Annotated in this window: 14 protein-coding genes; 7 read left to right on the top strand and 7 right to left on the bottom strand. The window is 60.9% G+C overall.

Annotation, left to right across the window (positions count from 1 at the left end):
* The first annotated feature begins 235 nt into the window (after window positions 1-235).
* The 5 genes from ACEN8U_RS02580 to ACEN8U_RS02560 all read left to right on the top strand — a co-directional run bounded on the left by ACEN8U_RS02580 (window position 236) and on the right by ACEN8U_RS02560 (window position 4,750).
* The gene (locus tag ACEN8U_RS02580) at window positions 236-2,209 is read left to right on the top strand and encodes a hypothetical protein (protein ID WP_310109875.1); all 1,974 of its coding nucleotides are present in this window, start codon (window positions 236-238) and stop codon (window positions 2,207-2,209) included.
* Window positions 2,210-2,375: 166 nt separating this feature from the next.
* A complete protein-coding gene (locus ACEN8U_RS02575; RefSeq protein ID WP_368580799.1) occupies window positions 2,376-2,927 on the top strand; it encodes a PAAR domain-containing protein in 552 nt (183 codons plus the stop codon).
* Window positions 2,924-3,826 carry a glycine zipper family protein gene (locus ACEN8U_RS02570; protein WP_310109876.1) on the top strand — a complete coding sequence of 301 codons (903 nt, stop codon included), beginning with the start codon at window positions 2,924-2,926 and terminating at the stop codon, window positions 3,824-3,826. Before ACEN8U_RS02575 ends, ACEN8U_RS02570 begins: the two co-directional genes overlap by 4 nt.
* Before the next feature lie 7 nt (window positions 3,827-3,833).
* Window positions 3,834-4,523 carry a hypothetical protein gene (locus ACEN8U_RS02565; protein WP_310109878.1) on the top strand — a complete coding sequence of 230 codons (690 nt, stop codon included), beginning with the start codon at window positions 3,834-3,836 and terminating at the stop codon, window positions 4,521-4,523.
* A 41-nt stretch (window positions 4,524-4,564) separates the two neighbouring features.
* Window positions 4,565-4,750: a hypothetical protein gene (locus ACEN8U_RS02560; RefSeq protein ID WP_310109879.1), complete on the top strand. Its 186-nt coding sequence runs from the start codon at window positions 4,565-4,567 to the stop codon at window positions 4,748-4,750.
* A gap of 153 nt (window positions 4,751-4,903) precedes the next feature.
* Here the strand turns inward: ACEN8U_RS02560 and ACEN8U_RS02555 are convergent, their stop codons facing one another.
* Together ACEN8U_RS02555 and ACEN8U_RS02550 are read right to left on the bottom strand one after the other, a co-directional pair.
* The gene (locus ACEN8U_RS02555) at window positions 4,904-5,377 is read right to left on the bottom strand and encodes a hypothetical protein (protein ID WP_310109881.1); all 474 of its coding nucleotides are present in this window, start codon (window positions 5,375-5,377) and stop codon (window positions 4,904-4,906) included.
* 934 nt (window positions 5,378-6,311) lie between these two features.
* Entirely contained in the window at window positions 6,312-6,581 is a 270-nt protein-coding gene (locus ACEN8U_RS02550) for a DUF1488 domain-containing protein (protein WP_013591191.1), read from the bottom strand.
* Between the two features lie 913 nt (window positions 6,582-7,494).
* Here ACEN8U_RS02550 and ACEN8U_RS02545 point away from each other — a divergent pair.
* Window positions 7,495-7,845, top strand: a complete 351-nt coding sequence (locus ACEN8U_RS02545) for a DOPA 4,5-dioxygenase family protein (protein WP_310109882.1) — start codon at window positions 7,495-7,497, stop codon at window positions 7,843-7,845.
* Between the two features lie 22 nt (window positions 7,846-7,867).
* On the opposite strand, the gene ACEN8U_RS02540 is transcribed toward ACEN8U_RS02545, so the two are convergent.
* Entirely contained in the window at window positions 7,868-8,179 is a 312-nt protein-coding gene (locus ACEN8U_RS02540; RefSeq protein WP_310109884.1) for a high-potential iron-sulfur protein, read from the bottom strand.
* Window positions 8,180-8,243: 64 nt separating this feature from the next.
* Window positions 8,244-8,966, bottom strand: a complete 723-nt coding sequence (locus ACEN8U_RS02535; RefSeq protein ID WP_310109885.1) for a nitroreductase — start codon at window positions 8,964-8,966, stop codon at window positions 8,244-8,246.
* A gap of 207 nt (window positions 8,967-9,173) precedes the next feature.
* Here ACEN8U_RS02535 and ACEN8U_RS02530 point away from each other — a divergent pair, with 207 nt between their 5' ends.
* Window positions 9,174-10,169 carry an aldo/keto reductase gene (locus ACEN8U_RS02530; protein ID WP_310109887.1) on the top strand — a complete coding sequence of 332 codons (996 nt, stop codon included), beginning with the start codon at window positions 9,174-9,176 and terminating at the stop codon, window positions 10,167-10,169.
* A gap of 51 nt (window positions 10,170-10,220) precedes the next feature.
* Here the strand turns inward: ACEN8U_RS02530 and ACEN8U_RS02525 are convergent, their stop codons facing one another.
* Genes ACEN8U_RS02525 through zwf form a run of 3 tightly spaced genes read right to left on the bottom strand, consistent with a single transcriptional unit; the run spans window position 10,221 to window position 13,288 of the window.
* Window positions 10,221-10,799 (bottom strand): YbhB/YbcL family Raf kinase inhibitor-like protein, encoded by a 579-nt coding sequence (locus ACEN8U_RS02525; protein WP_310109889.1) that lies wholly within the window; start codon window positions 10,797-10,799, stop codon window positions 10,221-10,223.
* Between the two features lie 34 nt (window positions 10,800-10,833).
* Entirely contained in the window at window positions 10,834-11,634 is an 801-nt protein-coding gene (locus tag ACEN8U_RS02520; RefSeq protein ID WP_310109891.1) for an ROK family protein, read from the bottom strand.
* Window positions 11,635-11,668: 34 nt separating this feature from the next.
* Window positions 11,669-13,288, bottom strand: a complete 1,620-nt coding sequence (gene zwf / locus ACEN8U_RS02515) for a glucose-6-phosphate dehydrogenase (protein WP_310109892.1) — start codon at window positions 13,286-13,288, stop codon at window positions 11,669-11,671.
* Between the last annotated feature and the right edge of the window lie 9 nt (window positions 13,289-13,297).

Below are 13,297 nucleotides of genomic sequence, written 5' to 3'. Positions count from 1 at the left end.
GCCGCAAGCAAATTGACATTTGTCGCGCGGCGCAATGGCGTCGATTGAAGTATTCTCCCAACGCGCCGAACGTCGCGGCAAAAGCGGCCATTAATCGGCGAGAAAATCTATGAGCGTTTGTCTGACCGAAGCCCCTCCCGCAAAGCCACGGCGCGGGCGCGCGGCGGATTAAAAACGCTCGTCGGCATGATTGGCCGATACCAGACCACAAGAAATCACAACATCGGGGAACTACATGCACAGACTGTCAGCCCGCAGCGCCATTGCGGCCGCCGTGGCTTTTGCTTTTCTTCAACTGGGCGCTTGCAGCGGCGGCGGTTCGGGCTCGAGTTCGGGCTCGTCCAGCACGCAAACTGTTACGCCGACTTCGGTGACGGGCACCGTGGCGAGCGGCAGCGCCTGGGTGGGCGCGAGCGTCACCTTGATGGATGCCACCGGCGCCCAGGTCACCGCCAGCACCGACGCGCAAGGTGCCTACACCCTCTCCGTCAAAGGCATGACCGCGCCGTTTCTGCTGACCGCAAAAGACGCGGGCGGCCTCTCTAGCCCGCTCGTGTCCGTGCTTGCGACGCTGCCCAACGGCACGGCGCCGGCTGTGGTCAACATGACGACGCTGACCACCGCAATCGCCGCCATGCTGACGGCGTCGGGCAATCCGTCCGAGCTCGCGTCGAGCACGGCACTCGCGAAAGTCACGCTGTCGTCGGTTCAGATTGCGATCATCACGCTCGACGCAATCCTCGCGGACATCCTCACCCAGAACGGGCTGCAGGCGGCCGGCTTCAATCCTGTCGGCACCGCGTTCACGGCGAACCACACGGGCGCGGACGCGGTGATCGACACCGTCTCGCTCGTCACCGGCGCCAACGGCGGCTTGCTGCTGCTCTCCAATGCCGCGCCCGGGACGACCATCGCACTGAACAAGCAGACGGGACTCTCGACGAAGCTCGCGGCGCCATCGGTCGCGGCGAACTATCTGGAACCGCTCGCCTCGCTGCTGACCGCGTGTGCCGCGAAGGGCACGCTGAATACGTCATGCTCGCCCGCCATCGACGCAACCTTCCTGGAGAACGGTTCGAGCGACCTGGCGGTCGGCCACGACTTGACCGACGCCTTGCTGACCGGCGCGCGCTTCGGCTCGCCGAAAACGCTCGCGTTCTTCACGCGCGGCGGCAAGCAGCAAGCGCTCGTGCGGATTCCGTTCACGCTCGCGGACGGCACGGCAGTCGTGCTGTACAGCATCGCGCAGCAGATGGCCGCGCCCGTGGCGCTTGCCAACGCAACGCAAGGCACGCAGCTCGGCTGGAACCTTATCGGCAACCAGTCGCAATTTGCCGTGTCGATCAATTCGCGGATCGAGCGCCGCACGTTCCTCGACACGCGGCTCAACGACGTGAACCGCTACGAGTCCGGCCTCGACATCACGATTCCCACGGCGAGGAACCCGAGCGTGTATTCGGCGTCCGTCAGCGGGCCGGGGCTCGCCGCGCCGGTTTGGCTGCTGCCGCGCAATGCGGCCGGCAGCGGCACGCTCGGTCTCGCCGATAGCGCGCTTGGCGCCGCACCCGTCTCCCCGGCGACGAGTGCCAGCGGCACGTCCATGTATCGCTGGTCGTGGCAGTCGCTGTCCTCGACGGCGAGCTTCGCGCCGCCCGCTGTCAGCGGCGTGTATGCCCCGCAATCCGTCGACGCGAGCACCGTGCCGCTCTACGCAACCTACACGGTGACGTTCTACGACAGCAACGGCGCGCAACTCGGCCAGTCGCAGGTGATGAACCCTGGCAGCCCGCTCGGCGCGGCAGCCGGCGCGGCGGTCTCATGGCCGACCTTGCTGTCGGACTTCGCGACGCAATTCCTCACGCCGGGCGGCTCGCTTGCCGGCAGTCAGTACGCGATGAGCGTGAGCTGGTCGAGCCTCGTCAACGGACAGAATGTGGCTTATCCGGTGAACTCGGTGCAGATTCGCGCATCCGGTCTCACGCTCGCGGGCACGAGCGGCGAAATCGACGGCTTTGCAATCGGCAGTCCGAACAATACGACGTTTGGGCAATATCAGACGACTGTCAGCGCGGGCATCGATTCATCCGGCGCGCGCACGTGCACCAATTGCCCGTTCCCCGCATTGACCGCGGGCGCATCGCGTGCGGTGGAACTCGGCGGTGGTCAGAATGGAATCCGCTATGGCGATGTGACGCAGTACAACGATTAGCCGTCGCGCAAGAAAAACGCCCCATGTGGGAAGCGCCTAGAGGGGCTTTCTTCTTGGTGGCTTTGCCGGAGATTGTTAAGGAAATTCTCAACCGTCGTAACAGTTTTTGCCGCGTCGACAGCCCTGTGATAAGTGTCGGGATTCTCCATTCTTTCTATAGGGTGATATGCGGAGGTTCTATCTGAAGGTGGGCGACAAGTCCTCGACGGGAGGCACGATCATTGAAGGGATACCGTCATGCACCCATCACGGAACGCCTCTGACGTTCCTTGGAGCTCAGGTGGTCTGTTCTGCTTGTGGCTCTACGGGCCGAATTGTCCCGAAGGGGCCGCGGTGGCTGGACAACATGATGGGCAAGGAGGCGGCTCTAGACGGCGATCTGTGTGCCTGCAACTGCTATCCGCATCCTGTCATGCTCGCATCGCAAAGCACGATGTCTCAAAGCTTTGAGTCTCATCACCTGACGGATATGGGGTTCGCTTGCAACGGCACTCCGTTGAGGAAAGACCCCGTTGGTGACTTTGACGAAAGGGTGAGAGTGCTTGACGGCTCTGGTCGCCCTCTATCCGGCGTTCCATTCCATATAAAGGTCAGAAGCGGTTCCATTCACAAGGGCGTTACGGATTCCGAAGGGTATTGCCCCCGGATCTATACGACCCATGCTGAGAAACTGGATATTGCTATCGGCTACAAAGCTGTGGAGCGGTGGAACGCATGAGTACCTTTACCTACAACATTCCAACGAACGACGAGAAGGGTTCTCAATATGACGTGCTTGGGCATCTCATGCCTGCCCGCATTTTCGTTTTTGTCGTTGTTGATGAGCCCGGGAAAGACGGCTTTCTTGTTCGCCGTGTTTATAGCTCCATTGAAGATCCGTATCTTCTCCAGCTAAATTTGATGCCCATCGGCAATCTTCGTGAGGTCTATCCTGAAGAGTATGGCTTGTGGTCAAGAGGCGGTCCAGAATCAAAAGTAAGTGTTGCTGAGCATGTGTTGGAGTTTGAGAAAATAACCTCTTATGCTTCCACAAGCGGCACTTATCCTGATGGTACACTTCGCATGAATGGCAAGACGGTTTATGTTGATATTGCCAAAGCAAAAAAATCTGGTGCAAAGCTCGTCACTACAGAGGAAATCGTTCGTGCCATTGACGAATACAAGATGAGCTTGAATTCCAAAGGGAGACGTGAGGCTGAGCATATCAGGCAAAAGGTCATGAACATAGACAAGGAGATTCTTATTCAGCCTCGTCCTCGTGTTCCGCCGTCTGGTGTGTTTAGCCAAACGGGCTTGAAGGCGTCTCTCGGCATTGTGAAATACGCTCGAGTTGTGCAAGTAATTGGGATTGGCTTCACGGCTTACGATCTCGGTGTTGCCACTGACCAGTCATTCAAGATGAAGAGCGTGCGCCCTATTGAGAAAGAGGTTGCGAGGCAGATTGCCGGCTGGGGTGGTGCCGTGGCTGGTGCGAAGATGGGGGCTGCCGCCGGCGCTCTTGTGGGTATCGAAACTGGCCCAGGTACAATCATTACGGGTCTGATTGGTGGCATAGTGTTCGGTGCGATTGGTTACATGGGCGGCAGTGCCGTTGCTGACCAGATTCCGAACAATTGAGGAAGCTATGTTCTCCCTGTCCCGTGCTATTGAAGAATTTTCGATTAAAAGACAAGAGAAAGTCCTGTCCAGAAAGGTTGAGACTGGCCGCCTGAATGCTCTTGAACATGTCTTCGGTATTCCACTGGAAACATTGAAGGGATTTTTCTCAAATCCAGCAGAAAACTTCAATTCCGATTATCCAAGGGCTGAGAATCTGGGGAATCTTGGAATTGAGGCCTTCCTCGTTATTTTTAATGTGGAGATTAACTCCTTCCCGCTGTGCTTTAACTTAATCAAGGCTGGAAAGAAAGAAATCTCGCTCAATCATTTTGAGCAAGATGGAAGGCATACGCTGGTTGCTCATGACGATGAGTTTGGTGGAAGGAACATTCGCCTCCTCACTAATGATATTGAGCTTATAAGATCGCTGGCTAAAGCGAGGTACGGGCCGCCTCCGCCTTGGATTGTCTGGCATGACCTCGGGCCTCATTCTTCCAATCAAGGAAATGAAGAGTATTGGTCTGTCTATGTTTGGTCGCCGTATTGGTTGAGCTTGAGTCTGGAGGAGCAAGACAAGTTCATCGAAGATTGGCGAGCAAGAACGAAGCCATACATTTCAGATGAAGATTGGGACAGTTGGGTATTCAAAATACGGTTTGCGGATCCTAAATCCAGGTTCTTATACCTGAAGCAATCTGGAATTGAAGATGACTGAACATAAACGTCGAGGCGCTGTATCAGGAGATACGAGGCGAATTGATCGCCTACGACCCGGTTCACGGTGAGATGATTGCCCGCGCCGCATGGGAAGCGAATCTCGCACCGACCGAAATTAGCGTCGTGCGAGCCCTCCATACGATCCAGCGCGAAACGATGTGGGTTGCCATCACCCCGGCCTATGCAAAACTGCCGCCTGTCTGCAGCGCCTACCTGAATGGCTGAAGTCCCTGTACAAAGAAAAACGACCCGGCCGCGCAGGCGACCGGGTCGTCGAATGCTGCCCTTCACGTTACACCGTTCGGTACCTTAGAAAGACTCTAACCGAACCGCGTTACCCCATGTGGGGCGTTCCCTCATCTCCGGCTTGCCGAAAGCTCACAGCACCGCTTCGGCGATAGCCTTCGTCCGCGCGGACCGCATCAAGCCTTCTATCATGCGCGCCTGCGCGCTCGCGATCTCGCTCAGCGATGCCGCCGACAATTGCCCGTCCAGAATAGCGAGCGACGTGCAGAGTTGCGCGTATTCGTCGCTGCTCAACGTCCATGCGCCGGTCCGCTGTTCGCGTTCGTCGAGATGAACCATGGCGGCATGTCCGCGCTGAATATCGTCGAGTGCATCTTCACCGAGACCGAGACCCGCGAGTTCCTGCGACACCAGCAAATGCCGGCTCAGCGTGATGTGCAGATCGCGCGAGCCGTGGCCACGCTGAAATGCGTCGAGGGCCGCATAGCACTGCAGGATCATCGCCTCGGTGACGGGCGCGTGAGCGCTGCGGCTATGGGTCAGCGCACGCAGCAGCGGCGAGATGGCCGGCGCCTTGTGTTTGCGGACTCGCGATTTACTGGACATAGGTTCAACCTCCTTCGCTAACTCTCGGCTTCGTCGCCGGATCGGTACGATTTTCCGGCGACGAATGCCGCCGATGCGCCGGCGGCTCGACAGCCTCTAATGTGAGTCTGTGCAAGCATCATGGCAAGCCTTTATTAAGACCGACTTAAACGGCGGAATTCCCGGACCTTCACCGCATCGACGAAAAAAAACCCTGTTCCCGCGAGAGAACAGGGCCGGACAGGATGGAAGCGTCGTGCGTGCGCGTGGATGCCCGCCGACCGTTAACCATCGAAACCACGAGAGCTGTTACTGCTTGTGTTGTTGCTGCTGCGAAAAAAGTTGATTGCCAGCTTGACTGCTACTGCGAAGACTTCCGTTGCAAATTCAACTGCTAGTGCTCTTTGCTGCGAATGCAGGGTTACTGCTACTTCGACAACGTTCGCTGCGGGTTCAACCACTACGGTTACGCAAAACGGCAAAACTCCAGAAACGATTCGCTGCGACTGCAACGCCTACTGTTACTGCTACTGCGCCATATGCCTTGCTTCTACTTCGTGTTGCTTACTGCCTTGCCGCGTCGACCACCGCGGCACACTGCCATCAACGGTACGGTTCAAAGCGACGCGGGGGGAAGACCGCGTCGATGGGCGCGGTGTTCTGTCGCTCCATGGAAAACAGTTTAGGCGAGCGAACGCTCAAGCAATTCGGCAAAAGGAAGGGATTTGCCACGCCTGTTTAACGAATGGGCGTAACAATCGGGGACGCATGTGGGAGGGACAACAGGCGAACAACCGGAGAACAGCGCGGCGAGCAGCAACCGCGAGCGCACTCGAACGCCGCGAGACACGCTCAGCGCAATCAGGCATGCAACGAAGAATGCGCACACAACGTCAGCAAAACGTTGCGTGCGAGCAGATCAGTCGACATCAGCGCGCGACATCACGACGCGTCATCACCGCGCGGCAAAGTCGCTGATCGTCAGCAGCACTTTTTCGCCGGGTCGCGCCAGCATCTTTCTTTCGGCCACAGCGGTGATGCGTTTGCGGCCATCCGCAAATGTCTTCAGCATGCGGTCTTCCGCGGCGCCGCGTTGCAGCCAGAAATACTGCTCCAGCGCTTCACGCGTGACGGCGCATTCAAGGTCCCGTCCTCGCGCCGAAAGCTGGAAAATCACCGCGCGTCCGTCTGGCGAGACGCTAGGTTCAAGCTCGATAATCTCCATGGCCCACCTCGCAAAGTTGGTTATGCCGTCCGCCCTATTCAACGAACGACACCGAACAAAACTGAATAGACACGCCAGCCCGCATCGCCTTTTCCGCAGATGAATCCGCCGCTACGCAGCCGTTATATCCATCGTAAGCGAAGGTGAGCGCGCGTGCATGTCTGTGTGTTCCGGCGGATACACTGGCGCGCGCGTGCCACCCGGCGTCGACGGAAACGCACGCGCGTGCGAGTGTCGGCGAGCGCGGCGCAGCCCTCACAGCGTGCGAACGTTTCACACAAAAGTCATGCAATAGCGTACTCAAGCCTTCGGACATCGCGTGTGTCCCGCCGCGCACTCCGCGCGACGCGGATGCAATCGCGAACCAGGAATGCGGCGGCCGTAATTCGTGGCGTACCACACCGCGCGAATCGGCAAAACGGAGACAGCCTGTGTCCGGATAGAACACAAGCGTCGTCACGTCGCCCTCTATGGCGCGCGTCAGAATGTGTGGTTCGGTAGTCAGCATTGCTCGTGGGAGGTTGGGCTGCGCCCCTGTCGGCGCGCGTCGATCCGGGTAGGGCAAAAGCAAGGCACATGCCAATCGACACCGAGCGCAGTGCATTGGCCGTTCCGCTTGCCCAGTCAACCGTGAGCACGAGGCAGCGTGCGGGCGACAAACATCCGGGGCGCCCTTATGCGTTGCGGATAAAGCAGTAGCGGCGGGCGTGGCTTTAGCCGGCCGCACCCACTGCAATGTGGCGGCTTCCGACTTCAGGTCCGCAGACCGGACAGACCATGCATGGTAAAAAAGCGCTGGCAGCGCGACAATTCACACCCATTCTTACTAACGGGCGGCGCGGCCCGACACCGCCTCGCCGGAAATCCCAGCAGAACAAATGGCGGATAACGACTGACCCATCACGGAGCCGGCATGACCCTTCGTCCCACCTCCAGCATTCGCAGCTGGCACGCGCATGTCTATTTCGACGCGACGACTCGCGACAGCGCGTGGGCCTTGCGTGAGCAAATCGAAGCGCACTGGCAGGGCAAACTGCAAATGGGCCGCTTTCACGAGCGCCCGGTCGGGCCGCATCCGATGTGGTCGTATCAGCTCGCGTTCGCTCATGAGCAGTTCGGCGACCTCATCGGCTGGCTCACGCTCAACCACGGCGCGCTCGACATCTTCGTGCATCCGAACACTGGCGACGCGCTCTGCGACCATCGCGACGCCGCGCTCTGGATTGGCCACTCGCACGAACTCGCGCTCGGTGCGTTAATCTGACGAATCCGCCGCCGTGCGCCGCTCACATGTTCGTGTACGAACTGCACCAGCCGCGCGCCGCAACCTGTTTGTCGCCGAACAAGGTGCAGCCGCCGTACGCGTCGGTGGCCTTGCCCTGAAACAGCGAACACGTGCCGCACTTCTGGTCCGCTGCATACTGCGGATACTTCGCCTTGTCGACCTTCGACGCGTCCTCCTTATAGCCCAGCGCCCGCGCCTGCGGATCGCTCTCGCTCAACGTACTGGCGTCGGCGGCGAAGGCTGTGCGCGACAACACGAGCGAGGAGCCGGCGCTCACGCTCATCAGGAGAAAATGGCGGCGCGACGTTTTCATTGTTGTTCTCCGAGGGTGTTGGTGGGGCGTGCACGAACTAGATGCGCTTGTTATTCGCGGCCGTTCAATCGAGGAATCGCGTGAATCGTTCAACCGGTTCGCGTTCGGTGCGCAGCGCATTCACGGGCGCGCTGTCGTCGGCGAAACCGAGCGACATGCCGCACACCAGCTGCTCATTCGGCGGCAGCCCGAGTTGCCCGGCGATCACCTGATGAAACGGTGTGAATGCGGCCTGCGGACAGGTATCGAGGCCACGCCCGCGCGCGGCCGTCATGATGGCTTGCAGGAACATGCCGTAATCGAGCCAGCTGCCGCGCTCCATCACGCGGTCGATGGTAAAGAAAAGACCCACCGGCGCGCCGAAGAAGCGATAGTTCTGCGCGTGCTGCTCATGCATACGCGCCTTGTCGCTCTTGCCGATTCCGAGGAGGCCATACAGGTCCCAGCCAATCTTGCGGCGGCGGTCGATATAAGGCGACACCCATTGGCGCGGATAGTACGCATATTCCTCGCGATACAGCGTGTCGCGCTGCGGGTCGTCGTAGGCCGCCAATAGCGCCTTCGAAAGACGCGCGAGCGAATCGCCCGTCAGCACATACACTTTCCACGGCTGCGTGTTCGTGCCCGACGGCGCGCGGCTCGCCACTTCCAGAATGGCCTCGAGGTCGGCGCGCGGCACGGGCGTTGGAAGAAACGCGCGGACCGAGCGGCGCGTGATCAGCGCGGCATCGACCGCGTCGGCAGCGCTGGTAGTTTGATAAGCGGCGTTATGAGCGGGACAGGTCATCGGCGAAATTCCGGCTGAAGCGGCATAACGAATGGACTGCAACGATTCTAGCGCGAGCGGCCGCTCTCACGCGGGCAGGCACGCAGCTTACGATCCGAATGCAAGCCGAGCGCCCGCGAACGCAACTGTCGTTTTGCGTTTATCCTCTCTGGACGCTTTTCGCCGTGTTCTCCATCGCAATCGTTTCGTTCCATTCCGGAGTTGAGCATGCAATACCGCAAATTCGGCCGCACGGGCCTGACCGTTTCCCGCTTGTGTCTCGGCACCATGACTTTCGGCCTGCAAACCGAAGAAGACGCTTCGCGCCGCATTCTCGACACGGCTGCGGACGCAGGCGTGAATTTCATCGACACGGCCAATGTTTATCCGCTCGGCGGCGGCGAGGACATTGCAGGACGCACGGAGGAAATCGTCGGGCGCTGGCTGAAGGGCAAGCGCGACCGCTTCATTCTGGCCACCAAGGCCGTGGGCAAAATGGGCCCGTCGGCATGGGACCAGGGCGCGTCGCGCAAACATCTGCTCGACGCCATCGACGCCTCGCTGCAACGTCTCGGCACCGATTACGTGGACCTCTATCAACTGCATTCCGACGACGCCAACACGCCGCTCGACGAAACGCTCGAAGCGCTGGATGCGATCGTGCGTTCGGGCAAGGCGCGCTACATCGGCGTGTCGAACTTTCTCGCGTATCGGCTCGCGCGTGCGCTTGGCCGCGCGGACGTGCTGCGCGTGGCGCGCTTCGTGTCCGTGCAGCCGCGCTATAACCTGCTGTTTCGCCAGATCGAACGCGAACTGCTGCCGCTCGCCGCCGAGGAGCAACTCGCCGTCATGCCGTACAACCCGCTCGCGGGCGGCTTGCTGACCGGCAAGCACAAGCTGGATGCCACGCCCACGTCGGGCCGCTTCACCGAGACCGTCGGCAAGGCGGGCGCGATGTACCAGGAGCGCTACTGGCATCAACGCGAGTTCGAAACCATCGAGCGGCTCAAGGCGATTGCTGCGCCGACCGGCGAGTCGCTCACGCGCATCTCGCTCGCGTGGGTGCTGGCGAATCCGCTCGTCACGTCGGCGATTATCGGCGCAAGCCGCGCCGAGCAATTGACCGATACGCTAGCCGCATCCGAGTTCGTGCTGGACGACGACACCAAGAAGCAACTGGATGAAGCCAGCGTCGAATACCGTTGGGGCGATGCCGCCCGTTAGTTCGAGCGTCGGGGCGCAGCGCGCGTGCTTGCTATCCGCAATGTGCCGGGATCAGCGCCCGTATCTGAGCACCGTGCTCGTGGCCGCGATCACATGATCCTTGATGGCGGCGAGGAGCGCGTCTCTCGTCAAGCCCGCGGGCAGCGCATCGGGCACGAGATCGAGTGCATAAACCTGCGCGATGTAGTGATGCGGCATCTCGCCGACCGGCGGGCACGGTCCGAAATAACCGGGACCGCCCGTCCGGTTCGTTCCGCCGATGCTGCCGGGCGGCGCCGCGGCCCCCGCACCGAGCGCTGTGACCGAAGGCGCAATGCCGTAGAGCACCCAATGCACGATGCCGAGTCCCTTCGCGCCATCCGGGTCGAAGATCGTCACGGCGTAGCTCTTCGTGCCCGCCGGCGCGTTGCGCCATTGCAGCGCGGGCGACACGTTGCCGCCACCGCAGTTGTTCGCACTGGCCGCGTGTGACGAGTCCAGCGTGCCGCCGTCGGCCAGACCGGGCGACGTCAGCGTGAACGCGGCGTCGGCCGCATACGCGTTTAACTGCACCGCGGCGAACGCGAACGCGGCACCTGCAAGCAGGTAAGTCAGGCGCCGTGCAGCGCCCGGTTGAGGCTTTCGGATCATCACTGTTTGCTCCGGCCAGTCTTGCCAGTCGAGGTCATTTGAACTTGCCCGTGCGCGCATTCGCTTCGGGCAACTGACGGGTTTCGCGCACCGACCGCGGATGCCACAGCCGCGCGCCGCCCTCGATGCCCGCATCGTTCGAGACGGTGGCCACGTTGGCGGGCAATTCGAACGTGAGGCGCGCCGCATTGCCACCGCCAATCCACAATTTGTCGTAATGCACGAGCGATTCGAGAATGCCGATCACCTTACGAACGCGCCGGTTCCAGCGTTTATTCCCTGCTTTTTCGCGCGCGGCCTCGCCGATGTACTCGTCGTAAGCCACGCCTTTCTTGCTCACCGGATGATGCGCAAGCTCGAGATGAGGCATCAGCTCGCCGTCGCGAAAGAGCGCCGTGCCCGCGCCAGTGCCGAGCGTCAGCACGAATTCGATGCCCTTGCCTTCTATTGCCGCAAAGCCCTGCATTTCGGCGTCATTGATCATGCGCACGGGCAAGCCGCCGAGTTTTTGCGCGAGCAGATCGGCGAGCGCAAAGCCGTGCCAACCCTCCACGCCGAAATGCGGCGCCGTCAGAATGCGGTTGTTGCGCACCACGCCGGGAAAGCCGATCGACATCAGCTGCGCCGGCACCTTCGCGATCAGCGGCTGGACGAGTGCAGCCAACGCATCGACGAGTTGTTCCGGCGTGCACGGATGCGGCGTCGCGACCCGCACGCGTTCGGTTTGCATCTCGCCATTCGCGTTGATGATGGCCGCTTTTAGACCCGTGCCGCCGACGTCGATTGCAAGAATCCGTTCGTTACTGGTTGCCGCTTTATCTTTGGATGTCGCCACGGTGACCCCCGTTGGTATGGTTGTGCTTGAGGTTTTACTTCTTTTCGACTGCATCGCGCTTGAGTGGCCGCCACGCGCGGCCATCGCGCGCGAGCAGCGCATCGGCCCCTGCCGGGCCTTCGCTGCCGGCCGCATAGCCGTGCACGGCCACCGCGCCGCCGGTCTGCGGATGCAACACGCCGTCCACCGCACACCACGTCGCTTCAATGCTATCGGCGCGCTGGAACAGCGTCTCGTCGCCGAGCATGCAGTCGTATAACAGCGTTTCATAGCCGACGTTTGCGCTTTGTCCGAAAAAGTCGCCATAGTTGAACGACGACTGCACGGGGCCGATCTGCATCACCGGGCCCGGCGTCTTCACATTGAAATCGAACGACGTGCCATGCGCCGGATCGATCCGCAAGGTCAGCACGTTGGGCGTGAGCGCGTCGACCGGCGTGTCGCGAAAGAGCCGGAAAGGCACAGGCTTCAGCTGCACGGAGATTTCGGTGCGGCGCGCCGCAAGCCGCTTGCCGGTGCGCAAATAGAACGGCACGCCGGCCCAGCGCCAGTTTTCGACAAACACGCGCGCGGCCGCATACGTTTCCGTCGTGCTGTCCGCCGCGACGTCCGGTTCCTCGCGATAACCCACGCCTGCCGGACCTTTTTCATATTGACCGAAGACGACGTCGTTCGGCGTGAGCGGCAGGATCGCGTCGAAAATTTCGGCCTTCTTGTCGCGCACGGCTTCCGCATCGAACGAATTGGGCGGCTCCATGGCGACCATGCCGAGCAGTTGGAACAGATGGTTCGGCACCATGTCGCGGAACGCGCCGGTCTGCTCGTAGAACTTGCCGCGCCCTTCCACGCCGATGGTTTCGGCCGCCGTGATCTGCACGCTGTCGATATATTCGCGCCGCCACACGGGCTCGAACAGCGCGTTGGCGAAGCGCACGGCCAGAATGCTCTGCACGGTGTCCTTGCCGAGAAAATGATCGATGCGGTAGACCTGCGATTCCTTCGCGTACGAAAGGATGTGCGCGTTGAGGTCGCGCGCCGACGCGAGGTCGGTGCCGAACGGCTTTTCGATCACGACGCGGCGAAAGCCGTTGTCCTCTTTGAGCAAACCCGTCTCGCCCAGATGCTCGACGATCGGCTTGAAAAAACGCGAGCCGACTGCGAGATAGAAAATCACATTGCCGCCGGGCGCCTGAGCGAGTTTCTGCTTCAGACGCGCAAACGTATCGGGCGTCTCGAAGTCGCCGGCCATGTAGTCGAGGCGTTGCGCGACCCAGTCCCACGCGCGGTCGTCGAGACGGCCGGCGTGGAAGGTGCTGGCTTTATCGGCGGCGAATTTTTGCAGCGATTGGTGCAGGTCTTCTATCCACTCGCGGGTTTCGCGCTCGCCGTGGTTCACGCCGACAATCTGCATGCCGGCGTCCAGCAGACCGTCCACGGCGAGGTTGTACAGCGCGGGCATGAGAAGGCGCTTCGTGAGATCGCCGCCCGCGCCGAAAATCACCAGCGTGCAGGGCGGCGCCGGCCGCTTGCCCGCGGGCGACGGCGGCTCGCCGTGCGGACTCGCACTCACTTTGCAACTGCGCTGCACGGCGGCGTTGGCGTCAGCGCCTGTCTTAGGAGAATCGGCGGCTTGAGGATTCGGTGTAGTCGACATGGAATTCGC

This window comes from Paraburkholderia phenoliruptrix (assembly GCF_047325075.1).
Classification (GTDB): domain Bacteria; phylum Pseudomonadota; class Gammaproteobacteria; order Burkholderiales; family Burkholderiaceae; genus Paraburkholderia; species Paraburkholderia phenoliruptrix.
Note: the sequence above shows the minus strand (reverse complement) of the source record. Positions and strands in the feature narration are given on the sequence as shown.

Coding starts and splice junctions, on each gene's coding strand:
- ACEN8U_RS02565 (WP_310109878.1), top strand. CDS start 3,834: ATGTTCTCCCTGTCCCGTGCTATTGAAGAATTTTCGATTAAAAGACAA.
- ACEN8U_RS02550 (WP_013591191.1), bottom strand. CDS start 6,581: ATGGAGATTATCGAGCTTGAACCTAGCGTCTCGCCAGACGGACGCGCG.
- ACEN8U_RS02545 (WP_310109882.1), top strand. CDS start 7,495: ATGACCCTTCGTCCCACCTCCAGCATTCGCAGCTGGCACGCGCATGTC.
- ACEN8U_RS02555 (WP_310109881.1), bottom strand. CDS start 5,377: ATGTCCAGTAAATCGCGAGTCCGCAAACACAAGGCGCCGGCCATCTCG.
- ACEN8U_RS02530 (WP_310109887.1), top strand. CDS start 9,174: ATGCAATACCGCAAATTCGGCCGCACGGGCCTGACCGTTTCCCGCTTG.
- ACEN8U_RS02540 (WP_310109884.1), bottom strand. CDS start 8,179: ATGAAAACGTCGCGCCGCCATTTTCTCCTGATGAGCGTGAGCGCCGGC.
- ACEN8U_RS02535 (WP_310109885.1), bottom strand. CDS start 8,966: ATGACCTGTCCCGCTCATAACGCCGCTTATCAAACTACCAGCGCTGCC.
- ACEN8U_RS02580 (WP_310109875.1), top strand. CDS start 236: ATGCACAGACTGTCAGCCCGCAGCGCCATTGCGGCCGCCGTGGCTTTT.
- ACEN8U_RS02575 (WP_368580799.1), top strand. CDS start 2,376: ATGCGGAGGTTCTATCTGAAGGTGGGCGACAAGTCCTCGACGGGAGGC.
- zwf (WP_310109892.1), bottom strand. CDS start 13,288: ATGTCGACTACACCGAATCCTCAAGCCGCCGATTCTCCTAAGACAGGC.
- ACEN8U_RS02525 (WP_310109889.1), bottom strand. CDS start 10,799: ATGATCCGAAAGCCTCAACCGGGCGCTGCACGGCGCCTGACTTACCTG.
- ACEN8U_RS02570 (WP_310109876.1), top strand. CDS start 2,924: ATGAGTACCTTTACCTACAACATTCCAACGAACGACGAGAAGGGTTCT.